Source organism: Actinomadura fulvescens (assembly GCF_039533225.1).
In the GTDB taxonomy this organism is placed as follows: Bacteria; Actinomycetota; Actinomycetes; order Streptosporangiales; family Streptosporangiaceae; genus Spirillospora; species Spirillospora fulvescens.
The window spans coordinates 384496-406348 of the sequence record NZ_BAAATD010000005.1; the positions used below are offsets into that span (position 1 = coordinate 384496).

Consider the following 21853-nt stretch of genomic DNA (forward strand, 5'->3'; position numbering starts at 1 on the left):
GTGCCCGACTGGCTGCTGTACCGCGGGACCCGCGCGCCGCACGACGGCATCGAGCGCCTCCCGCCGCCCCCGCCGTGGCGCTCGTTCGACGGCGGGCCGACGCTCGACATCCCGCCCGCCGGTCCCGCCGGCCGTCACCAGGCGACCACGTACCGTCCGTCGGACGACGCCGTGCAGCAGGTGAACGCGGCGCTCTACCTGCGCCGTCCTCTCCTCGTGACCGGCCCGCCCGGCACGGGCAAGTCGACCCTCGCGTACGCGGTGGCGCACGAGCTCGGGCTCGGCTCGGTCCTGCACTGGCCCATCACCAGCCGTGTCACCCTCCGCGACGGCCTCTACCAGTACGACCCCCTCACACGCCTGTACGCGGCAGGCCGCGAAGGCACCGCCGACCGCCGCGAAGGCTCCGCCAACGGCCGTGAGGAGGCGCCGTCCGACGACATCGGCCGCTACATCCGCCTCGGTCCCCTCGGCACCGCGCTCCTCCCGTACGCGCGGCCGCGGGTCCTGCTCATCGACGAGATCGACAAGAGCGACATCGACCTGCCCAACGACCTGCTCACCATCTTCGAGAAGGGCGAGTACGAGATCCCCGAGCTCGCCCGCCGCGCCGAGCCCACCGCCGAGGTGATGACCGCCGACGGCTCGGCCGCCGAGCGGGTCACGGTGACCGGCGGTACCGTCCGGTGCGGCGCGTTCCCGCTCGTCGTGATGACCAGCAACGGTGAACGCGAGTTCCCGCCCGCGTTCCTGCGCCGGTGCATCACGGTCAGGCTCAGCCAGCCCGCCGACCGGGCCGAGCTCGCCGCCATCGTCCGCGAGCACCTGGGCGACCTGGCCGACCGCAGCGACGACCTCATCGGCCAGTTCTTCGAACGCGCCAAGGAGGGCACGCTCGCCACCGACCAGCTGCTGAACGCCGTCTACCTGTGCCGCTACGCCGACGCGGCCGACCGCCGCGACCTCGCCGACCGCATCACGCCGTATCTGGCCAGCGGCCCCGATGACGATTGACAGGCTCCACCAGGCGCTGGACTCGCTGGGCCCGGACACGGACGCGCGTGAGCTCAGCGAGATCCTCTGGCTCGCCTGTCACGCCACCCCGCCCCAAGGCCCCGAAGGCGTCCCCGGCCCGCCTCTCACGCCCGGCACCGCACACGACGGCCTGCCGCCTCACGAAAGCGACCACGAAGGCGCGGCGGCTCCCCACCCTCCACCCCCGCGGCCCGGTCAACCGGCCGCGCTCCACCCGCGCCCGTCCGCGCCCGAGAGCGGCGGCGACGCCACCGAGATCCTCGTTCCGACCGCGCCGATGCTGGCCGATCCCCTGGCGGTCCAGCGGGCGCTCCGTCCACTCAAACGCCGCGTCGCCTCTCCCCTGCGCACCGAGCTGGACGAGGGCGCGACCGCCGCCCGCATCGCCGACACCGGTCTCTGGGTGCCCGTGCTCACCCCGGCGCCCGAACGCTGGCTCTCCCTCATCCTGGTCGTGGACACCGGGCCCGCCATGCGGCTCTGGCGTCCGCTCGCGCGCGAGCTCACCGAGACGATCGTCCGTCAGGGCGCCTTCCGCGACGTCCACGTGACCTACCTGAACGAGTCGGGCCGCGTCTCGTCCTCCCCCACCGCGCCCGCGCGTTCTCCCACCACGCTCATCGACCCCGCCGGACGCCACGCTGCCCTGGTGCTCAGCGACTGCTCCGGGCGGCACTGGTGGGACGGCCGTGCCCCGCGCGCCGTCCGCGCCTGGGCGCAGACCGGCCCGACCGCGATCCTGCAACCGCTCCCCGAACGTCTGTGGCGGCGCACCGCCGCTCCCACGACACCCGGCCTCGCCTCGCTTCCGCGCCCAGGCGCGCCCAACACCGAGCTGAGCTTCATGCCGTACGACGGCGAGGCACCCGGCGGGCCGCCGATTCCCGTCCTGGAGATCGCGCCCCGCTGGCTCTCCGGCTGGGCGAGCCTGGTCGCGGGCGCGGGTCCGCAGCCGACCGCCGTCGCCGCGCCCACCGCGACCACCTCCGCACCCGTTCATCGCGAACGCGAGCTGCCTCCCGAGGAACGTGTCCGCCGCTTCCTGGTGACCGCGTCGCCCGAAGCCGCCGAACTGGCCGCCCACGTCGCGGTCTCCGTCCCGTCCCTTCCGGTGATGCGCCTCATCCAGCACCGCGTCCTCGGCGAGTCCGGTCCCGGGCAGCTGGCCGAGGTGCTCCTGAGCGGCCTCCTGCGTCCGGTCGGCCCGTCCCAGTACGAGTTCGTACGGGGAGCCCGCGAGGCCTTGCTCGCCGGTCTCCCGCGCCCTGAGGCCTGGCACACCCGTCGCGTGCTCGAACACGTCTCCGCCGAGATCGAGCGCCGCGCCGGGTCGGCCGCCGAGACGTTCCGCGCCCTGCTCCCCTCACCCGAAGGCGACCAGGCCCTCCCGGACCGCCCCTTCGCCCTCCTCAGCCCTGAAGCACGAGCCTTCCTCGACCGTTCGACCCGGCCCACCTCCCCGCCCCCTGAGCCGGTCGAGCCAGTCGAGCCTCAGGAGAAACCGGCGGGAGGGCGGATCGGGCGTCTCCTCGCAAGGTTCCTCGCAGGCCCCACTCCGGAAGCCGCCCCGCCGGACTTGCTGGAGTTGCTCGGAGGTTCGGTATCGGAACTGATCGCCAAGGCGACGCAGCGCCCGGCCGGGACGGTACCGGTGCCGATCGGCGTGACCGACTCGGGCGCGTCGCTCATGCTCGACGGCGGTGACCACCTCAACCCGCACGTTCTGATCACCGGCGCACCCGGCGCGGGCCGCGTCGCCCTGCTGCGCACGATCGTGGCGAGTCTCGCGCTCACTCATCCACCGCAGAGCGTCGTCTTCGCGCTCGCCGACCTGGGCACGGGGAACGCGTTCGAGGGCCTCGGCGATACGCCCGGAGGTATCGTCGCCACCACGTTCGGGGCCGCGGAGGCCGCGCTGCTGGCCACAGCGCTGACGGACGAGATCGAACGCCGGGAAACGGGCCTGCGCGACGAGCTTCTGCCAACCCTGCCCGCCCTCTTCGTCGTGGTCGACGAGTTCGGGCCCGCGCTGGCGCGGAGCCCCTCGCTCGCTGAGGTGCTCGAACGGCTGGTGGAGCAGGGAGCTCGCCTCGGCATCAAGCTGGTCCTGGCATCGACGGAAGCGCCGCCCTCGTTCGCCGAGTGGCAGACGTCGCGGATCGTTCTCCAGAACGAGGCGGGTGTCGGCCACCTCTATCTGCGCGGGTTCCCGCCGACGCGCTTCCGCGTCGCGAAGGCACCCTCGGAACTGGCCTCCATCCTCGACCGGATGTGGCGGGGCGACGAGTGGCGGGTGGAGGAGTGGCGCAGGGACGAGTGGGTGCCGGTCACGCTCGGGACGAACGAGGAGGGGCCGGTCCGGCTCGACGTCATGGACGGCCTCGTGCCGGGCCACGGACTGATCGTCGATGAGCAGGCGTCCGGCCGGTCGGAGGTGACGCGGAGGCTCGTGACAGAGCTGGCCGCCGCCCATCCGCCCGAGCGGATCAACTTCCTTCTGGCCGACTACTCGGCGGGCGCCACGTTCGCCGGCGGTTTCGAGGAGCTGCCGCATGTCGCCGACGTGGTCGTCGGCATCGAGGACGATCCCGGCCTGGCCGACCGGTTGCAAGAGGCGCTCCTCCGCGAGCTGGACCGGCGGCAGGGCTTCCTCGATCAGGCGACTGCGAGGGCCTGGCATCACTACCAGACGGCCGCGGCGCGGGACGCGTCGTTCCCGCCGCTGCCGGCCCTCTTCGTGCTCGTGAACGGGGTCGACCGGCTCACGGCGGCACGACCGGACTTCGATGAGGTGATTGGGCAACTCGTGGCGCGCGGGCCCCTGCTCGGCGTGCAGCTCACCATGATCTCGACCGGTGGCACGCTCACCCCCCGGCATACCCCGGACTGGCACGTCACGGCTTCCGCGGAACGCGGTCGCGTGTATCTGCGCAAGGGGTCCATCGCGTTCGAGATGACCAGGCCCGGCCGGGACGTCCTCGCGCTGGCGCGGGCCATGTCCGCGTACGGGTCGGAGGCGCACTGGCTCATGCCGAGGCGGCGTCCTGGCCAGGTGACCCTCGACGACGCGCTGGCGCCCGTCAGGGTCTCGGTCCAGTCGAGCTCCGTCCAGGCGCAGCTCACAGCACTCGCCGAACGGGAACTGGAAAGGCTTCACGGGAACGAGCCGCCACGTCACCTGCACCTGGCGTTCACCGGTCCCCAACTGGCCGGCAAGAAGCCGGCTGCCCGGGCCTACGCGTCCGCGCTCATCCAACTCGGCGTCCTGCGTAAGCCCGGGATTGTCGAGAGCACCTGGCAGGGCCTCACGCTGCACGACATCTCGGAGGCCTACGGCGGCCTGCTCTACGTCGAGGACAACGGGGAAGGCCCAGTGGGCGACGCGGAGGCCGGCGCGATGATGGAACGGCTCCGCCCGGAGGCGGTCGTCGTCTTCGGGGGCGAGAGCGAGGCCGTCGCGCGCTTCCTGCGCGACCACCCGGCCATCGCCGCGAGCGTGGACGCGACGGTCACCTTCGAACCGCCGTCCACCACCGGGATGGACAGCGATCTGCGGTTGCAGGACCTCGATCTCGGCGAGCGGCTGGGCATGGGCGGGATGAGCACGCTCTATTCGATGATCCGGCTGAGCGACGAAATGCTGTACAAGGAGTATCGAGGTCAAACGACCGAGACCGACGCCGACGCGGTCGGTCGGCTGGTGTCGTTCCCCGCGACTCTCGGGCCGGATCTCCGAGAGCTGCTGCTGAGCCAAACCGCCTGGCCGGTGGCCCGGGTCATGGACGGTGACCGGCTCGCGGGGGTCGTGGTGCCGCGCGCTCCAGAGCGGTTCTACGGCCGGTTCGGGCCGCGCGGTGCCGATTCGGTCCGGGTACGTGACCTCAGCTATCTGCTGTACCAGCGCAGGACCACCTGGGGCGAATCCGAGACACCGCCGGATGCGGCTGATCGGATCGAGATAGTGCGGCGGATCGCGGCGCTGTTCGGACTGCTGCATGAGCACTCGCTGGTCGTCGGGGACGTGTCCCCGACCGGCGTTCTCTGGTGCGCGAGTCCCATGAGCGTCTATCTGCTCGACTGTGACGGCATGCGGTTCGCCGGCGCGCCACTGGGCCGGGCCGCTCTGGAAACCGTCGACTGGGACGACCCGCTGGGCCTCGACGAGACCGCAAGCCTGGACAGCGATCGTTACAAGCTGGCGCTGCTGATCACCCGCGTTCTCGCCCGGTCCGCACACGTGCGGCCGGGTCAGGCGTTCGAGTTCGTCGAGGGCGTCCCGCCGCGCATCGCCGCCAACGTCTCGAACCTGTTCACCCGAGCCGCAGGGCCTCGGGGCACTCGTCCCACCGCAAGCGAGTGGGTGCAAGCACTCAGCGAGGGCACTGAGGGCTGAGCGTCAGCGCATTGCGGCGATGGATGTGCGGAGGCGTAGGTCTCGGATGCGGTGTTCGTACGACGCGCCTGTGAAGAGCAGGGCCAGCCCTGTGACTGCGATCGGTGCCCAGCGCGGTCCCTGGCCGACGAGGTCGAACAGCGCCGGGCCCACCTCGTGCGCCGCGTTCAGCACCAGCACGCCGCCACCCAGCAGGAGGGGCGCCTGGAGCCGGGTTCACGCTCCCGCCAAGGTCGCGGTGAATGCGGCTCGGACGCGGACGATCCGATCGGCAGCCTCGTGGTCAACTCGACCGTCGAGCTGGGCCCGCACGATCCGGCTGTCGTCGCCGTGCTGCGGAGGGATCTGGAGCGGCGGCTCGACGCGTTGACGGCGGCGATCGAGGCCGGGCAGCGCCGAGGTGAGATCGGCACCAGTAGGGACGCCCGGGAGCTCGCCAATTTCGTGAACGCCACGATCAGCGGGCTCTTCTCGGCCCTGAACGGCCAAGCAGGGAGGCAGAACGATGCCGTTGGCCATCTACATCCTCGGGTTGTCCATCTTCGCGCAGGGCACGTCGGAGCTCATGCTCGCCGGGCTGCTCACCGAGATGGCCACGGACCTGGGCGTCTCCGTCCCGCAGGCAGGCCTGCTGATCTCCGCATTCGCACTCGGAATGCTTGTCGGCGCGCCGGTCCTGGCGGTGGTGACGTTGCGATGGCCACGCCGGGACGCACCGCTCGTGTTCCTGGCGGTCTTCATCGTGGCGCACATCGTGGCCGCGCTGACGCCTGGATACTGGGTGTTGTTCGCGACTCGCGTCGTGGGTGCCTTCGTGTACGCCGGGTTCTGGGCTGTGGCGGCGACGACGGCGCTCGGCCTCGTTCCCGCGAACGCGCGCGGCAAGGCGATGAGGATCGTCGCGGGTTCACCGTGGCCTCGATCGCCGGTCTTCCGGCGGGCACCGTCATCGGCTGGCGCGCCGCGTTCTGGACGGTCGCCGCCCGTACGGAGTCGGCGCGCTCATCGGCATCACCACCGGCGGCCGCACATCGGACACACACCCCTTCCGCACTCTCGCGGGCGTCACTGGTCTGACCGTGATCTCAATGGCACTCGCGCTGACCGCAGGGATGGCGATCCCGGTGGTCGCGCTGGTGTTCTTCTGGGCGCGTTCGGATTCGCCACCAATCCCGCGCTCAACACCCGGGTGTTAGCGCTGGCCGAGGGCATTCCGACGCTCGCCGCCGCAGCCGACGTCTCCGCGTTCAACGTCGGCATCACAGCCGGCACGAAGCAGGCTCACTCCGTACCGGCCCTCGCGTGTCAGCGGCACTCCCTGGCGGGCATGCTGTAGAGCACTCGCCCCTGCCACTTACCGCTCTTCGTCTGTCGCTTCTCGGGATGTTCGGCGACGGTCCAGACCTGGTGCGTATCCCGGTAGCAGGACATGTCCTCCGGGCCGTACGAGATCGTCGACCTGGAGAGGACCGTGAACTTTCCGCCCGCGTACTTCGCCCGGACGAGCTGGCCGCGGTTGCGCACGGTGCCAGGTTCGAGCGGCTTCTCCTGCTTGGGCACGTTGCGGGTGAACCACCAGTTGCCGCGCGTCCCGACACCGCCCTGGACGTTCGTCACCGGCAGGTTGACCACGAAGGAGGGGTTGGCCCGCCCGTTCCTGTCCATCACCAGGTCGCTGCCGCCCTTGCTCCCGATGGGGAACGCGGCGACACGCCCGCCCCCGCCCATGCAGAACTCGCCCGAGATGAGCTTGTCCTTGCCCGCGCGGTCGATGGACAGCCACGAATGGTTGGGCGTGCCAGCGGCAGTGCAGGCCTTGCCAGACCGTGTGTTCGGTACGTACGAGGCGACCTGCGGCATCACGTAGCGGTAGCCATAGCCGTAGTACGTCTTGCCGTGCAGGCCGATCAGCTTGGGCTTGCTGGTGGAGCCGTTCTTGCTCTTGCCCAGGTCGAAGATCTGCCGCATGTCGAAGACGCGGATGCCCGTGCTGGTGTCGGCGACGTAGAGCCTGTTGCCGTACCACGCGAGTCCACCGGCGTGGATGCCCTTGTCGGTGCCGTGAGTGCCGACCGGCTCGTACGTGGTCTTGCCCTTGGCGTTCTTGTACGGCCAGACCAGGATCGCGTGGCGGTAGGTGTTGTTCTTCAGGTTGACGAACGTCACCCGCGCGCTCTTGTGATAGCCGTCCTTGCGGTTGTCGTACCAGCTGACGAGCAGGGCTTTCCCGCCCTTGCCCCACGAGCCGTCGGCCTGGGCGTCGGACGTTCCGGTGACACCCTGCGGGTACCACTGGACGGTCTTGGTGTCGGCCGAATCGAAGCAGAACCAGTCACCCTGCTTGGGGGCCGCGGCCTTGGTTGCGCAGGCTCCCTTCCGGGAACCTTTGCGGTTGCCCGCCTTGTCATTGAGCAATGCGGTGACGCTGCTGGTCTTGAGGTTCTTCGCCATGCCGCCGAGGGCAGCGCTGGCCGGAGCCTTGCCGACCTTGAGCACGTAGGCGCTCTTGCTGGACGCGGTCGCGGCGACCGCCTCGGCGTTATTCGCTTTATCTGAAGCCACGTGGGCGTATGCAGGAAAACCGGCCGCCAGAGCCGCCAGCGAGGCGACGACGACGAGGGAGCGCCGGACGTTCAAGTGATCACCTCCAGGTGATCATGGAACGTAACATTTCCCCACTCTCCGTTAAAAGATCACCAATCGCCCCACAATGGTCACCCTGGGAGAGATGACGCAGGTCAGCGGCAGATGCTTGGCACGGTCCACAAATGCACGCCGGACGTGAGGTTCGTAACAACGCAGACGGGCCGGTCCCGATCGGCATGACCGGGACCGGCCCTTGTCGGTGATGTCGGCGCTGCCGGCGTGCCGGACGTCCTAGCGGACGCGGCAGCTACCGGTGTCGACCTTGGTCGGGTCGCTCTCCGAGGTCGCCTTCACCACGAGCCTCGCCTTGCGGTCGGCGCCGGGCGCGGCCTTGGCCCACACCTGCACCGCCGTGGTCCGGCCCACCTTGGCGGTGGCCAGCGCGTTCGGCAGCAGGGTCGTCCAGCCCTTGCCGGTCGACGAGGCGCTCAGCCGGAAGACGTCCGAGCCGTACACGCCGGTGCCGCCCTTGCCGGAGTTGCGCAGCGGCACGGTGCACTTCACCCAGCCGGAGCCGGCTGGACGCGCGAAGCCGTTGCCCACCTTGACGCCGCGGCGCTGCTTGCCGGCGCCGTCCAGCGAACGGACGGCGACGGTGTAGGACAGCACGCCCTTGCGGTCGCGCTTGAGGTCGAGCACGTAGAAGTGCAGGCGGTTGGCCGCGTCCACGTGCTCGTACTCGCTGCCGGAGTTGGTGCCGGCGTGCATGAGCGCGTCCGACAGCTGCCGGTAGTCACCGATGGTCATCTTGACCTGCTGACCGTTCGGCAGCACGTAGTCGACCTTGTCGATGTCCTGCGGGTTGGAGTCCTTGACCCAGATGAACGGCGCGTCGGTGTCGGCGTCCTTGGTCTTCGCCAGCAGCACGCCCGAGTCCGGCGTGAACGAGTCGAAGCCCATCCGGTCGACGACCTCGACCGTGTAGTTGTTGTACTTGCCGCCGTCGCACAGCGGGTCCTTCTTCACGTCACAGGGAGGGCTCAGGTCGGCTTTCTCCCCCGCGCCCAGCCGCACGTTGATACCGGCCAGCGCGTCCCGGCCCGGCTGGACGGCGCGCGCGGTCACCTTGGCCACGACCGTGCCGTCCTTAGGCAGCGTCGCCCGGTCGAGCTGGAGGACCTTCTTCGGGTCGACGATCTTCAGCGCGAGCTTGTTGCGCAGCGTGTGCTGCGCGCCCATGGACGCGCCGCCGGTCGCCGGGATCATCCAGCGGCTGTGCGGGCCGCCGGGGCCGTTGAAGCTGCCGCGGCTCAGCATCTCCCACGGACCGGTGTACGCGCGCCGCGGCGGGTCGCTATACGGGTTGTTGTAGTTGTCGAGGATGCCGAGGATGTGGCTGAACTCGTGGGCGAAGACCCCCATGCCGGAGCTCTCGGCCTGGGTCGAGCTGCGCGGCGGAGCACCGATCACGGCGTTCGGCCAGTGGTTGGACGCGGCCTGCCACGACGTCCAGGGCACGTAGCGGGTGGTGGCCCAGTTGGGCATCTTCGAGTCCGGCGGCCCCCACTCGTCCGGCACGTCCTCCCTGGTCGGGAACTTCATCATCCCGAACTCCTGCCAGGTGGCCGACTCGTCCTGCCCGGCGGTGAGGAAGAAGACGAACTCGTACTGGTCGGCGACCTTCTTGCCCACGTCGGCCTCCCAGGCCTTCCGCGCGTCGGCGCGGATGTCGCGGAAGCAGGTGTCGCCGAACGGGCAGTCGGTCTTCTCCTGGAACTGGCCGATGCCGTACTCGTGGTCCTTGGCCGGCATGGTGTACGCGCCGAACGCCTTCAGGTCGACGCCGTACCGGCCGCCGGAGTCCTCCATCCAGTACTCATGGAGGGTGTGCCCCTTGTTGAGGGCCTGCGGCTTGTTGAGGAAGTCCTGGTAGAACTGCGCGACCTTGTCCTTCGGCACGTTGCCGACGAGGCTCGGGTTGCCGTAGATCGTCGAGTTCTTGGGCTGGGTGACCACGAACGGCTGGTTGGGGTAGTCGACGAGGACGACCGCGCCCTTGAAGTTCTTGATCGACCCCTTCTTCTTCGGGTCGGCCCACTTCGTGCCCGGGATCGGCTTGTAGTCGTCCCAGGTCATCGTGTCGGGAAGCTCGTAGTTCTGCGGGTCGATCGGCTTCGGGGCGCCGGGCGCCGCGAACGTCCGCACCTGCTGGCCCTGCTGCCAGGGTTGCGTCTGCGGCCAGTGCCGCATCTGCCAGGGGTTGGGGGTGGGGTCCGGGATCGGCGCCTTCGCCTGCGCGGTGGCCGCGGTGGCCGGGACGGCCGCCAGGCCCGCGGACAGCAACATCGCTGCCACGGCGGGCGCCAAGAGGAACTTTCTGGAGTTCATGTCTCCCCTGTCTCAAATGTCATCCGAGACGGTAGAGACGGCCCCGATCATGATCAATGGCTGTTGTGGCCGACGTTCCCGCCGGTCCGCTGGCAGGTGACGACAGATGTGACGAAGCATCGCCCGCGCGCGTCAGCCGCGACGGCGCCGGGTATCGATGCGGCATGAGCAGCCGGACCGTGGCCGAGAAGCTGGGCATCAAGCCCGGGCACGCCGTGCACGTGATCAATGCGCCCGGCGATTACGCGCAGCTGGTCGGGGGGCTTCCCGAGGGAGCGGAGGTCACCGCGACCGGGCCGGCCGACGCGGTGCATCTGTTCGCCGAGGGCAAGCTCCAGCTCGACGCCTCCATCCAGCGGGCCATCGACGCCGTGCGCCCCGGCGGACTGCTGTGGGTGTCCTATCCCAAGGGCGACGCGTCCGACATCAACCGTGACAGCCTCTGGCCGACGTTCACCCCGTACGGCTGGCGGCCCGTCCGGCAGATCTCGGTCGACGCGCGCTGGTCGGCCCTGCGGTTCCGGCCGGAGGACGACATGCGCGGGACGGGTGAGCGGTCGCCGTAGCAAGAGGGCGGTCGCCGTAGCAAGAGGGCGGTCGCCGTAGCAAAAGGGCGAGGGCCCCTAGACGAGCTTGCGGGCGGCCACGACGATGCCGTCCTCGTCGCTGTAGAGCCAGTCGTTCTCGCGGAACTCCACGCCGCCGAAGCTCACCGGCTCGTCCACCTCGCCCGCTCCGTCCTTGGCGCTCTTGCGCGGGTTGGAGCCGAGAGCCTTGACGCCGAGTTCCAGCGTGCGGAGCGTCGCGACGTCCCGGACGGCGCCGTTGATGACCACCCCGGCCCAGCCGTTCCGTACGGCCGCCGCCGCGATCAGATCGCCCATGAGGGCGGACGCGAGCGAGCCGCCGCCGTCCACGACCAGTACCCGGCCGTCGCCGGGAGTGTTGAGCAGCCGCTTCACCAGCCCGTTGTCACGCAGGCAGCGCACGGTCGCGATCGGACCGCCGAACGTGGTGAGCGCGCCGTACTGGCGGAACTGCGTCTCGCAGCTCTGCAGCTCGTCCCCGAAATCATCGATCAGGTCAGCGGTAGCGAAGTCCATGGGGAGATCCTACTCACTGGTAACCCTGGGCCCGGAGCCGATGGAGGGCATGATCACCTGACAACGGGCGCCGGTTTCGATAGAACCATGGACAAACTCCACCAGGAGGTCACACATGCAGCCGCCTGCCCCGCCTGCCCCGCCGGCTGCGGCCCTCGCGCCGCTCAGGGCTGGCGACCCGCCGCTCGTCGGCGGCTACCGGGTCCTCGCTCGGATCGGCGCGGGGCGGGTGGGCCGGGTCTACCTCGCCACGACGCAGAGCGGGCGACGGCTCGCGATCAAGGTCGCGCGGCCGGAGTTCGCGGGCGACCCGGAGTTCCGGCGGCGCTTCCAGGACGAGGTCAGGGCGGTACAGCGCGTGGCGCACCGCTTCGTCGCCGCGGTCGTCGACACGCATCCGGACGGGCCGCAACGCCCTTGGGTGGCCACCGAGTTCGTACCGGGGCCCTCGCTCGCCCGCGCCCTCGCCGAGCACGGCCCGCTGCCGACCGACACCGTGCGGGCGCTGGTCGCCGGGCTGGCCGAGGGCCTGCGCGCACTCCACGACGCGGGCGTCGTCCACGGCGACCTCAAGCCGTCCAACGTCCTGCTCGGCGCGGCCGGACCCACGATCGTCGACTGCGGGATCGCCCGGGCCGCCGCAGCGGTCCAGGCGACCGGCTCGCCGTTGTTCATGGCCCCCGAGCAGGCGCGGCCCCATGACGTGACCCCCGCCGCCGACGTCTTCGCGCTCGGCCACCTCGCGTTCCACGCCGCCACCGGACGCACGGCCTTCGGGACGGCCGCGGACGAGATCATGGTGGCGCCGGTCGCCTACGACCGGCCCGACCTGACCGGATGCCCGAGCGTCCTGCGCGGCCTGGTGCAACGGTGCCTGGCGCCGAGCCCCGGCGACCGGCCGTCCCTCGACGCGGTCCTCGCCGAGCTGGAGCAGGACCCGCCCGGCGAAGGCTGGCTCCCCGCCGCGGTGGCCGCCCGGCTGCCGCTGTACGAGGCGGATCCTCCAAAGCCGGCCCCGCCGCCGCTCGCTTCGTCCGCCCCGGCCATGCCGCAGATCCTGCCACCGGTCGAGATCCCGGTCGCCCACGGGACGCCGGTCCAGGCGCCGCCCGTCACGGCCGGGCGCGACTCCACCGCGATGCTGATCCTGATGGCCGTGCTGGTCGCGGTCGGCGCGGTCTGCTCGTTCGTGCTGGTCGCGATCCTGCTCTGAGATCGGCGGCCCGGAGGCGATCGATCAGGAGGCAGGGGTCAGGAGGCAGGGGTCAGGAGGCGGGGAGTCAGGAGGCGGGGGCGTCGATCGGGCGGCCGATCAGGCGCGACAACACGATCGCGGTCTTGGTCGCGGTGATGTTGTCCTCGCGGCGCAGCCGCTCCAGGGCCTGCTCCAGGTGCTGGATGTCGCGGACCCGGACGTGCACGAGAGCGCTGGCGTCCCCGCTGATGGTGTAGGCGGCGACGACCTCGGGATGCTTGCGGATGCTGGAGTAGATCTCGTCCGGCGACGTGGCCCCCGTACAGAAGATCTCGATGAACGCCTCGGTCGTCCAGCCGAGCGCGGCGGGTTCGACGACCGCGGCGAAGCCGGTGATGACGCCGTCCGCGCGGAGGCGGTCGACCCTTCTCTTGACCGCCGGAGCCGACAGTCCGACGCGGTCCCCGATCTGCGCGTAGGACGCCCGGCCGTCCTGGAGCAGCTGCGCAACGATTCGGTGGTCAAGGTCGTCAATACGCAATGAATATCTCCCCCCAAGTTCTCTTTCGTCATTGGTCGTCGGTCATTCCCGAACATACGCTGGCCACGGGACCGATGACCACCATCCCCGTCGGCCCGCCCACCCCCCGCCGGCACCGGGCACCCCGGTGTCATCAGCGATCCCGGCCACCCGGCCGGGCCGACCGGTGTGAAGGAGCGTCGTGAGCAGAGCCGACGAACTGCGTGCGATGTCTGAGGAGCACAGCGCGCACAACTACCATCCGCTCCCCATCGTGATCGCGGAGGCCGACGGGGCCTGGGTGACCGACGTGGACGGCAACCGGTACCTCGACATGCTCGCCGCGTACTCGGCGGTCAACTTCGGCCACCGCAACCCGCGGCTGACCGCGGCCGCCAAGCGTCAGCTCGACCAGGTCACGCTGGTCAGCCGGGCGTTCGACCACGACCAGTTCGGACCGTTCGTCACCGAGCTCGCCGAGCTGTGCGGCAAGGACATGGTCCTGCCGATGAACAGCGGCGCCGAGGCCGTGGAGACCGCGCTCAAGACCGCCCGCAAGTGGGGCTACGAGGTCAAGGGCGTGCCCGCCGGCCAGGCCAACATCATCACGTTCGAGGGCAACTTCCACGGCCGGACGACCACGATCGTCAGCTTCTCCACCGACTCCGACGCCAAGGACTCCTACGGCCCGTACACGCCGGGGTTCCGGACCGTGCCGTACGGCGACGTCGAGGCACTCAGGGCCGCGATGGACGGCTCCACCGTGGGCGTGCTCATCGAGCCGATCCAGGGCGAGGCCGGTGTCAACGTGCCGCCGAGCGGCTTCCTGGCCGCAGTGCGCGAGCTGTGCACGGCGAACGGCACGCTGATGATCGCCGATGAGATCCAGTCGGGGCTCGGGCGGACGGGCACCACGTTCGCGTGCGAGCACGAGGGCGTCGTGCCGGACGTCTACATTCTCGGCAAGGCGCTGGGCGGCGGCATCATGCCGGTGTCCGCCGTCGTCGCGGACTCGGACATCCTCGGTGTCTTCAAGCCCGGCCAGCACGGCTCCACCTTCGGCGGCAACCCGCTGGCATGCGCGATCGCGCGTGAGGTCGTCGCCATGCTGCGGACGGGCGAGTTCCAGGAGCGGTCGCGGGAGCTGGGCGCGCACATGCACGAGCGGCTCGGCCGGTTGCCGGGCGACCTCGTGCGCGAGGTGCGCGGCCGCGGACTGTGGGCCGGCGTCGAGCTGCACGGCAAGGCGCGGCCGGTCAGCGAGCGGCTCATGGAGCTCGGCGTGCTCGCCAAGGAGACGCACGAGACCACGATCCGGCTGGCGCCGCCACTGGTGATCAGCCGCGCGGACCTGGACTGGGCGCTGGACCAGCTGGAGATCGCCCTGAAGGGCTGACGGACCCCTGACTCCCCTCGCAGGGGACTGAACGAGGGCTTCCCACAACGGCGTGGGGAGCCCTCGTCGTCGTTTCGGCCACGTTAGACAGCTCCATCCGTCTGGATTAGTCTACTTGGACTAATACAAGTCGGACTAAGGCTGACATTTTATGGCACGTCCCATCACACCCCTGGCGCTGATCGTGCTCCGGATGTTGCACGAGCAGCCCATGCATCCGTACGAGCTGCAACAGCGGATCCGCATCCGCGCGTACGACGTGGCGGTGAAGCTCACCCATGGTTCGCTCTACAACACGGTCGAACGGCTGGCGGCCACCGGGCTCATCGAGCCCATGGAGACCAGCCGCGACGGACGGCGGCCCGAGCGCACCGTCTACATGATCACCGAGGCGGGGAAGGACGCGGCGTCCTGCCGCCTGACCGAGATGCTCGGCCGGTACACCCCCGAGTTCCCGCTCATCGGTGCCGCCCTCGCCGTCATCACCCTGCTGCCGCCCGCCGAGGCGCTCATCCACCTGCGCACCCGCGCGGTGGTCCTGGAGTCCATGGTGGCGGCCGAGCAGACGGCCTACGACGCCCTGCGCAAACGCGGGCTGGAGCGGTGCAGGCTGCTGGACGGCGAGCTGAAGATCGCCCAGCTGCGCACCGAGCTGCGCTACGTCCAGGACCTCGTCGCCGACATCGCCGCGGGCCGGGTGGACTGGGAACCGGTCGTCATCAACTGTCGCCTGGACAGTGGCGACAGCGCTGACGCTGACGCTGACAAGGAGCACGCATGAGCAAGTGGCGCGGCAACCCCTGGGCGATCCTGCTCACGCTGTCCCTCGGGTTCTTCATGACCCTGCTCGACCTCACGATCGTGAACATCGCGATCCCGAACATGATCGACAATCTGCCCGCGACGCTGGACCAGGTGCTCTGGGTCAACAACTCCTACATCCTGGTGCTGGCCGTCCTGCTGATCACCGCCGGCCGGCTCGGTGATCTGTGGGGCAAGAAGAACCTGTTCATCGCGGGCGTGACGCTGTTCACGCTGGCGAGCCTGGCGTGCGGGATCTCCCAGGACCCGGCCCAGCTCATCGCCGCCCGCGCGGTCCAGGGCCTCGGCGCGGCGATGCTGATGCCGCAGACCATGTCGATCATCATCGACACGTTCCCCTCCGAACGGCGCGGCACCGCGCTCGGCGTCTGGGGCGCGGTGGCCGGGGTGTCCACCATCGCCGGGCCCACGCTGGGCGGCCTGCTGGTCAGCACGCTCGACTGGCGGTGGATCTTCTTCGTGAACCTGCCGATCGGCATCCTGGTGCTGACGATGGCGGTGCCGATCCTGCCCGCCAACGTGCGCACCGTCCGGCACCGCTTCGACATCGTCGGCGTGCTCCTCGCCTCGGCCGCGCTGTTCTGCCTGACCTTCGCGTTCACCGAGGGCCAGAAGTACGACTGGAACGGCTGGATCCGGGGACTCATCGGCGCGTCCGCCGTGCTCTTCACGGTCTTCCTGCTGCACCAGCGCGGCAAACAGGACGACGAGCCGCTCGTCCCGTTCGTCCTGTTCAAGGACCGCAACTTCAGCATCCTCAACTTCGTCGGCGCGACCGTCTCGATCGGCATGGTCGGCATGTTCCTGCCGATGACGATCTACCTGCAGTCGGTGGAGGGCTTCAGCGCCCTGGAGGCGGGGCTGGTGATGGCGCCCTCGTCGGTGGCCTCGATGTTCCTGGCACCGGTGGCCGGCCGGCTCTCCGACAAGATCGGCGGCAGGTTCATCCTGATGGCCGGGCTGACGCTGTACGCGACCGGCACCCTGTGGATCATCGCCGTCGCGGACGTGGACACGCCGTGGACCTCGTTCATGCTGCCGCTCATCATCACCGGCATCGGCGTCGGCGGGGTGTTCGCGCCGATGGCCACCGAGGCCACCCGGAACGTTCCACCACGCCTGGCCGGGGCCGCGTCCGGCGTTAACAACACCATCCGCCAGGTCGGTTCGGTGCTGGGCAGCGCGGCGGTCGGCGCCGTTCTGCAGAACCAGCTGGCGAACGCGCTCAAGGAGCAGGCGGCCGAACGTTCCGCGGCGCTCCCGCCGGACGTGCGGGGACGTTTCGTGGACGGCTTCGCGCAGGCGGCCAAGGGCGGGCTCGAAGTCGGCGCGGGCCAGCACGACGCGCCGCGGCAGCTCCCGCCGGGCACACCGCCGGGCCTGGCCCAGCAGTTCCAGCAACTGGGCGACGCGGTCTTCAAGCACGGTTTCGTGGACGCGATGCGGCCGACCATGCTGCTGCCGGTCGTCGCCGTCCTGCTCGGCGCGGCGGCGTGCTTCGGCGTCCGGCGCTACCGCGCCCCGTCGCCGGGCCCGGCCGATCAGGCGAGCGAGCGGTACGTGCCCTCGTAGAAGATCAGCGGCTTGCCCCGCGGGTCGGGGACGTCGAGGCTCAGCACCTCGCCGACCACGATGCTGTGGTCACCGGCGTCGTGGACCGCGTAGGTGCGGCACTCCAGTGCCGCCACCGCGGACGCGAGGATAGCCGCGCCGGTGACCGGCCCGCGGGTGTGGGGCCAGGCCTCCAGCTGGCCGTCCAGGGCGCGCCCGCGGGTCGCGAACCAGTTGGACGCGTCCCGCATGTCGTCGGTGAGCACCGAGACCGCCCACTGCCCGCCGGCGAGCACGAACTCGTGGAACCGCGCGATCTTCTCCACGCAGAACAGCACGAGCAGCGGCTCCAGCGAGACCGAGGTGAACGCGTTCACGGTCATCGCGTGGTCGGTGCCGCCGGCCACGGTGGTCACGACCGCCACGCCGGTGGCGAAGCGGCCGACCACCTCCCGGTAGAGCGCCGGATCGACGAGAGGTTCGGAGCTCACGACGCGTCCGGCCTCATCCGTGGGTACGGCCGGCGCCCCCGAGCAGCCAGTCGCCGGGCTGCCGCCGGGACGGCACCATCGAGATGGCGATCACCGCGGCCATCAGTCCGCCGATGAGGAAGACGTAGCCCGCCAGGCTGCCGGGGATGACCAGATCGCCCTCGGGCCGCTGCTGGGACATCAGGAACACGACGACGGCCCAGGTCAGTGTGGGGACGACCGCGCCCATCCGGCCGCCCATGGCCCAGCCCGCCAGCCGGACGAAACCGAAGTTGAGGACCACGAGGAGGATCGCGGCAACCGGGACCGAGCCGATCGTCCAGTCCTGGAGGAACGAGCCGACGACGGCGAACAGCGCGCCGAGCAGCCCGAGCGCCCCGTAGGCGGCGCCGCCGACGAACGCCTCGGCCCGCGGTCCCAGGACCGGGTCCGCCGGGTTCACCGAGTCCGCCGGGGCCGGTGCGGCCGGTGCGGCCGGGGCGGCAGGCTCGGGCGGCGCGGCCGGGTTGGCCGGGCCGACCGGCTCGGCCGCGGCGGGTGCGGCCGGTACGGCGTCCTTGGCCAGCGACAGCTGGGCGTCTTCGTCCTTGTCCACGGTCGTCAGGGTATCCGGGTGCGCGGCCGTCAGACCTGCCGCGTGCCAGGTCCGGCGAACAGATCGGTCTCCCGGCCGCCGGGAGCCACGGGCCCGCGCTCCCCGGCCAGCAGGATGAAGAACTCGGTGCCGAAGGCCTGCTGGCCCAGCCCGTTCGACAGGGCGAAGAACGGCCCCACCTCGTCCGGCGCCACCACGATCTGGGTGCGGTGGGCGCGGAGCGCGGCCAGCTTGGCGGGCAGGTAGGGGCGGGCGTCCACCATCGTGGTGATCCGGTCGTCCGGGACGCCCGAGCCCAGCTCGTCGAGTCCGGCGACCCGGTCGAACGGCAGCTTGGCCTCGCGCATCACCGCGATGGCCCGCGCGAGGACCGTCCTGGGAGTCGCGTACGCGTAGAACTTCGCGGCCTGCCACGGCTCGCCGTCCCCGTAGGCCGGGTCGGCCGCCAGTTCGAAGGCCCGCCAGGTCACCCGGTGCGCCTGGATGTGGTCGGGATGCCCGTAGTTGCCGCGCTCGTCGTAGGTGACGATCACGTGCGGGCGCACCTCGCGGATGATCTTCACCAGCTCGCCCGCCGCCTCGTCGGCGTTGGCGCGCCAGAAGCAGCGCGGGTCGTCGTTGGTGGAGCCGCCCATCATCCCCGAATCACGCCAGCGTCCGGCGCCGCCGAGGAACCGGTGGTCGGCGACGCCGAGCGCCGCGCACGCGTCCGCCAGCTCGCCGATCCGGTACTCGCCGAGGCGGTCCTCCTTGTCGGAGGCCAGATGACGCAGCTCCGCGGGGATGATCTCGCCCTCCTCGCCCAGCGTGCAGGTGACGAGACAGACCTGGGCGCCCTCGGCCGCGTACTTGGCCATGGACGCCCCGGTCCCGATGGACTCGTCGTCCGGATGCGCGTGGACGAACAGGATCCGCGGCTGGTTCATAGGAAACGAGCGTACTAACAAGGATGAGCTCAGCCTGAGCCGCCGCCCGCGCCGCTGCGGGCACCCGTGCCGGCGCCCTCGCCGGGGTCGGCGCCACCGCCACCGCCGCCGCCGTTCCCGCCGCCGTCACCGTCACCGCCTCCGCCGCCTCCACCGCCGCCGCCGGACGACGGCGGGGTGGACGGAGGCGTTGACGGAGGCGTGCTCGGCGGCTCCGAGGTCGGCGGGGTGCTCGGCGGCTCGGAGCTGGGCGCCGTGCTCGGCGGATCGGAGGGCGGCGTGCTCTGCCGCCGCGTCGGGGTGTCCCTGGTCGGCGGCGTGTCGGCCGTCTCGTCGTCGCTCGGCGAGACCGAGTCCGGCTCGGAGGTCGTGGGCGTCGCCGGGCCGCCGCCGGGCTCGTCGTTGTTGGTGGCCGCCATCACCACGCCGACGATGACCGCGATGAGGAGGATGGCGGCCACTCCGGCGACGATCGGCCACGGACCGCGCCTGCGCTGCGGCTCGTAGTAGCCGGGCGCGGCGGGAGGGGCGGCGCCCGGAAGGGTGCTGCCGCCCGCCGCGCCCATGCGCTGCGTACGGTCGTAGGACACCGTCTGGTCGGCCGCCGACATCCCGGCGGCCCCGCCCGCGGCCCCGGCGGCGCCCGCCGCCATCATCGTCGTGGCCTGCGCGGCGTCGTCGAGCCGGGTCTCCTGCGAGCCCGTCCCGATCATCGCCATCATGATCTGCTGGGCGGTCGGCCGCCGCTCCGGCTCCTTGACCAGGCACGCCGAGATCAGCCCGCGCAGATCCGCCGGCACGCCCTCCACCGAGGGCTCCTCGTGCAGCACCCGGTTGATCACGGCCATCACCGTGTCGTCACCGAACGGCGGCGTCCCGGTGGCGGCGTAGACCATGGTCGCCGCCCACGCGAAGACGTCCACGGCCTCGGTGAGCGTGGCCCCCGCCACCTGCTCGGGCGCCATGTAGGAGGGGGTGCCGATGGCCTTGGTCGCCGCGGTCTGGCCGGCGTCCAGCGCCCGCGCGATGCCGAAGTCGATCACCCGCGGCCCGTCCGGCGCCATGAGCACGTTGTGCGGCTTGAAGTCGCGGTGCACGATCCCGGCCTGGTGGATGGCGACCAGCGCGGTCGCGGTGCCGATCGCGAGCCGCTCCAGCGCCGCCCCGATGATCGGTCCCTGCTCCTTGACCTGCTTGTACAGGCTCGGTCCCCGCACGTACTCGCTGACGATGTAGGGCTGGTCGCCGGCGACGTCGGCCTCGATCATCTGCGCCGTGCAGAACCGCGCGACCTGCTTGGCCGCCTGCGCCTCCCGCACGAACCGGTGCCGCGCCGACTCGTCCTCGGTCAGATCGGCCCGCAGCAGTTTGATCGCGACGTTGTCACCGGAGGCGTCCCTGCCGAGATAGACGACCCCCTGGCCGCCCTCGCCGAGCCGTTCGAGCAGTTCGTACGAACCCAGCCGCCGTGGATCACCCGGCTGCAGTTCCGGCATGGACCTTCTCCTCTGACCGGTGACGTTGCGTAAAGCGGGAAGCCTTGAGCCTACGCGACCTTAAAACGCAATCATGGGTTGTTCCCCAGGGACGGGGAACAACCCATGATCTTCAAATCGAAACGTCAGGCACCGTACTTCCACAGCATGGCCTGGATGTCGTACATCGGAGTCGGGCGCCGGTGATGCCCCGCCGCCCACACCGAACGCGTGCCGGGGATCAGCGTGAAGTCGCTGATCGAGTCCATCCGGTTCCGCACCCCGGGCACCCGGTGGAACCTGACCTTGCCCTTCGACCAGTGCGCCATGGCCTGCACCGCGCCTCGGCCCGGGTCGCCCGCGAGGGCCCAGATGCCGCCGGCCCCGTCGCCGTCCAGCGCGCTGAGCACCTTGGTCCTGATGACGTGCTGCCGCCAGGACTTGCCGTTCCAGTGGGCGAGGACGCTCTTGTTGACGGCCGTGCCGCCCTTGGTGATCGTGATGGTGGTCCACACGTCCCTGGGTCCGCGCGCCAGGACATCGGTGGCATGGCCCTCATGGCCCCTGGGCAAGACGACCTTCGGCCCGGTGACCTTCTGCCACCGCTTGCCCGTCCAGCGCACCAGCCCGGGCCGGTACGCGGTGGAGCGCACAGGCGTCGAGTCGGTGGTCGCCCAGACACCGGTGCCCTTGCGCGCACTGAGGCGGTAGGCGCCGGCCTTCGACTTGGGGACGGGCACCTTCCGCCAGGCCTTGCCGTCGAACCGCTGGATCCACGGGCCGCACACCTTGCCATGGCCACAGGAGTGCCTCGCCGCCGCCACCCAGACCTCACCGGGCTTGCCGGTGGTGATCACGTCATTGATCCGGGCGAAGGGGAACTCCTTCTTGGTCCAGCGAGTTCCGTCCCAGTGCAGCCCGTAGACGACGCGGCGTTCGTCGGCGTCCTGCCAGAACGCCGACCCGAAGACCCAGACGTCCTTGGGAGACGTGGCGACGACGCGGCCTACCTCGACCTGGTCGGCGCCGACCAGCGAGGTGGGCACGGCGACCGCTCGCCACGAGGTCCCGTTCCAGTGCCGTAGGAGCGAGCCGTCGGCCCCTCCCAGCGCCCAGGCGTTCTTGGGCCCGAGGGCGAAGACGTCTTTGAAGGAGTCGCTGCCGTGCTGCGATGTGCTGGCGTAGACGGTCCGCCATCCTGGTGCGGCGGCGGATCCGGAGGCGGCGGATCCGGAGGCGGAGGCGGCGGCAGTGCCGGCCCCGGCCGCCATGACGCCCACCGCACCGACGCACACGATGCGGCGAAGGAGTTCGGTCATACGCGAGTTCCCTTTCCCTGGACAGAACGAAGAGCCCGGGGCGGGGAGCCGGAAAGGC

The 21853-nt window shown here is 70.7% G+C and carries 17 protein-coding genes and 2 pseudogenes; 9 read left to right on the forward strand and 10 right to left on the reverse strand.

All coding sequences use genetic code 11. The annotated features are described in order from the left end of the window. Together ABD333_RS20865 and ABD333_RS20870 are read left to right on the forward strand one after the other, a co-directional pair. Positions 1-1014, forward strand: a complete 1014-nt coding sequence (locus ABD333_RS20865) for an AAA family ATPase (RefSeq protein WP_344543296.1) — start codon at positions 1-3, stop codon at positions 1012-1014. Further along, the gene (locus ABD333_RS20870) at positions 1004-5428 is read left to right on the forward strand and encodes an SAV_2336 N-terminal domain-related protein (protein WP_344543298.1); all 4425 of its coding nucleotides are present in this window, start codon (positions 1004-1006) and stop codon (positions 5426-5428) included. Before ABD333_RS20865 ends, ABD333_RS20870 begins: the two co-directional genes overlap by 11 nt. A 3-nt stretch (positions 5429-5431) precedes the next feature. Here ABD333_RS20870 and ABD333_RS20875 read toward each other — a convergent pair. Next, positions 5432-5632: pseudogene (locus tag ABD333_RS20875) on the reverse strand (SCO7613 C-terminal domain-containing membrane protein); the annotation flags it as partial. A 126-nt stretch (positions 5633-5758) separates the two neighbouring features. On the opposite strand from ABD333_RS20875, the pseudogene ABD333_RS47540 reads away from it, so the two are divergent. Together ABD333_RS47540 and ABD333_RS20885 are read left to right on the forward strand one after the other, a co-directional pair. Further along, positions 5759-5842 (forward strand): annotated as a pseudogene (locus tag ABD333_RS47540) (hypothetical protein); the annotation flags it as partial. Positions 5843-5933: 91 nt separating this feature from the next. Continuing rightward, positions 5934-6764: an MFS transporter gene (locus ABD333_RS20885; protein WP_344543303.1), complete on the forward strand. Its 831-nt coding sequence runs from the start codon at positions 5934-5936 to the stop codon at positions 6762-6764. Here ABD333_RS20885 and ABD333_RS20890 read toward each other — a convergent pair. Both ABD333_RS20890 and ABD333_RS20895 read right to left on the reverse strand, forming a co-directional pair. Further along, on the reverse strand, positions 6734-8065 hold the full coding sequence (locus ABD333_RS20890; protein WP_344543304.1) for a hypothetical protein: 1332 nt from the start codon (positions 8063-8065) through the stop codon (positions 6734-6736). The two genes, ABD333_RS20885 and ABD333_RS20890, sit on opposite strands and share 31 nt — an antisense overlap. A 240-nt stretch (positions 8066-8305) precedes the next feature. Then, a complete protein-coding gene (locus ABD333_RS20895; protein WP_344543306.1) occupies positions 8306-10402 on the reverse strand; it encodes a M6 family metalloprotease domain-containing protein in 2097 nt (698 codons plus the stop codon). A 164-nt stretch (positions 10403-10566) separates the two neighbouring features. Here ABD333_RS20895 and ABD333_RS20900 point away from each other — a divergent pair, with 164 nt between their 5' ends. Next, entirely contained in the window at positions 10567-10968 is a 402-nt protein-coding gene (locus ABD333_RS20900; RefSeq protein ID WP_344543307.1) for a hypothetical protein, read from the forward strand. 57 nt (positions 10969-11025) lie between these two features. Here the strand turns inward: ABD333_RS20900 and rraA are convergent, their stop codons facing one another. Further along, complete coding sequence (gene rraA, locus ABD333_RS20905) at positions 11026-11505, reverse strand: ribonuclease E activity regulator RraA (RefSeq protein ID WP_344543309.1); 480 nt, start codon at positions 11503-11505, stop codon at positions 11026-11028. A 115-nt stretch (positions 11506-11620) separates the two neighbouring features. Between rraA and ABD333_RS20910 the strand changes: the two genes are divergently transcribed. Next, positions 11621-12718 carry a serine/threonine-protein kinase gene (locus tag ABD333_RS20910; RefSeq protein WP_344543311.1) on the forward strand — a complete coding sequence of 366 codons (1098 nt, stop codon included), beginning with the start codon at positions 11621-11623 and terminating at the stop codon, positions 12716-12718. A 67-nt stretch (positions 12719-12785) separates the two neighbouring features. On the opposite strand, the gene ABD333_RS20915 is transcribed toward ABD333_RS20910, so the two are convergent. Then, complete coding sequence (locus ABD333_RS20915; RefSeq protein WP_344543313.1) at positions 12786-13241, reverse strand: Lrp/AsnC family transcriptional regulator; 456 nt, start codon at positions 13239-13241, stop codon at positions 12786-12788. A gap of 208 nt (positions 13242-13449) precedes the next feature. Here ABD333_RS20915 and rocD point away from each other — a divergent pair, with 208 nt between their 5' ends. From rocD to ABD333_RS20930, 3 genes are all read left to right on the forward strand, one after another. Beyond that, complete coding sequence (rocD, locus tag ABD333_RS20920) at positions 13450-14616, forward strand: ornithine--oxo-acid transaminase (protein WP_344543746.1); 1167 nt, start codon at positions 13450-13452, stop codon at positions 14614-14616. A 151-nt stretch (positions 14617-14767) separates the two neighbouring features. Further along, positions 14768-15397 (forward strand): PadR family transcriptional regulator, encoded by a 630-nt coding sequence (locus ABD333_RS20925; RefSeq protein WP_344543315.1) that lies wholly within the window; start codon positions 14768-14770, stop codon positions 15395-15397. Beyond that, positions 15394-17010, forward strand: a complete 1617-nt coding sequence (locus tag ABD333_RS20930; RefSeq protein WP_344543317.1) for a DHA2 family efflux MFS transporter permease subunit — start codon at positions 15394-15396, stop codon at positions 17008-17010. Before ABD333_RS20925 ends, ABD333_RS20930 begins: the two co-directional genes overlap by 4 nt. Here ABD333_RS20930 and ABD333_RS20935 read toward each other — a convergent pair. From ABD333_RS20935 to ABD333_RS20955, 5 genes are all read right to left on the reverse strand, one after another. Beyond that, positions 16980-17480 (reverse strand): flavin reductase family protein, encoded by a 501-nt coding sequence (locus ABD333_RS20935; protein WP_344543319.1) that lies wholly within the window; start codon positions 17478-17480, stop codon positions 16980-16982. The genes ABD333_RS20930 and ABD333_RS20935 overlap by 31 nt on opposite strands. Positions 17481-17493: 13 nt before the next feature. Then, positions 17494-18075, reverse strand: a complete 582-nt coding sequence (locus ABD333_RS20940; protein WP_344543321.1) for a DUF6113 family protein — start codon at positions 18073-18075, stop codon at positions 17494-17496. 29 nt (positions 18076-18104) lie between these two features. Continuing rightward, positions 18105-19001 carry an N-acetyl-1-D-myo-inositol-2-amino-2-deoxy-alpha-D-glucopyranoside deacetylase gene (gene mshB / locus ABD333_RS20945; RefSeq protein ID WP_344543323.1) on the reverse strand — a complete coding sequence of 299 codons (897 nt, stop codon included), beginning with the start codon at positions 18999-19001 and terminating at the stop codon, positions 18105-18107. Between the two features lie 29 nt (positions 19002-19030). Next, positions 19031-20497: a serine/threonine-protein kinase gene (locus ABD333_RS20950; protein ID WP_344543325.1), complete on the reverse strand. Its 1467-nt coding sequence runs from the start codon at positions 20495-20497 to the stop codon at positions 19031-19033. Positions 20498-20622: 125 nt separating this feature from the next. Then, the gene (locus ABD333_RS20955) at positions 20623-21795 is read right to left on the reverse strand and encodes a hypothetical protein (protein WP_344543326.1); all 1173 of its coding nucleotides are present in this window, start codon (positions 21793-21795) and stop codon (positions 20623-20625) included. Between the last annotated feature and the right edge of the window lie 58 nt (positions 21796-21853).

What these genes read in the sequence shown, in the direction of transcription:
- ABD333_RS20870 (WP_344543298.1), top strand. Translation starts at nt 1,004, where the DNA reads ATGACGATTGACAGGCTCCACCAGGCGCTGGACTCGCTGGGCCCGGAC.
- ABD333_RS20885 (WP_344543303.1), top strand. Translation starts at nt 5,934, where the DNA reads ATGCCGTTGGCCATCTACATCCTCGGGTTGTCCATCTTCGCGCAGGGC.
- ABD333_RS20895 (WP_344543306.1), bottom strand. Translation starts at nt 10,402, where the DNA reads ATGAACTCCAGAAAGTTCCTCTTGGCGCCCGCCGTGGCAGCGATGTTG.
- ABD333_RS20900 (WP_344543307.1), top strand. Translation starts at nt 10,567, where the DNA reads ATGAGCAGCCGGACCGTGGCCGAGAAGCTGGGCATCAAGCCCGGGCAC.
- rraA (WP_344543309.1), bottom strand. Translation starts at nt 11,505, where the DNA reads ATGGACTTCGCTACCGCTGACCTGATCGATGATTTCGGGGACGAGCTG.
- ABD333_RS20910 (WP_344543311.1), top strand. Translation starts at nt 11,621, where the DNA reads ATGCAGCCGCCTGCCCCGCCTGCCCCGCCGGCTGCGGCCCTCGCGCCG.
- rocD (WP_344543746.1), top strand. Translation starts at nt 13,450, where the DNA reads ATGTCTGAGGAGCACAGCGCGCACAACTACCATCCGCTCCCCATCGTG.
- ABD333_RS20925 (WP_344543315.1), top strand. Translation starts at nt 14,768, where the DNA reads ATGGCACGTCCCATCACACCCCTGGCGCTGATCGTGCTCCGGATGTTG.
- ABD333_RS20930 (WP_344543317.1), top strand. Translation starts at nt 15,394, where the DNA reads ATGAGCAAGTGGCGCGGCAACCCCTGGGCGATCCTGCTCACGCTGTCC.
- mshB (WP_344543323.1), bottom strand. Translation starts at nt 19,001, where the DNA reads ATGAACCAGCCGCGGATCCTGTTCGTCCACGCGCATCCGGACGACGAG.
- ABD333_RS20950 (WP_344543325.1), bottom strand. Translation starts at nt 20,497, where the DNA reads ATGCCGGAACTGCAGCCGGGTGATCCACGGCGGCTGGGTTCGTACGAA.
- ABD333_RS20955 (WP_344543326.1), bottom strand. Translation starts at nt 21,795, where the DNA reads ATGACCGAACTCCTTCGCCGCATCGTGTGCGTCGGTGCGGTGGGCGTC.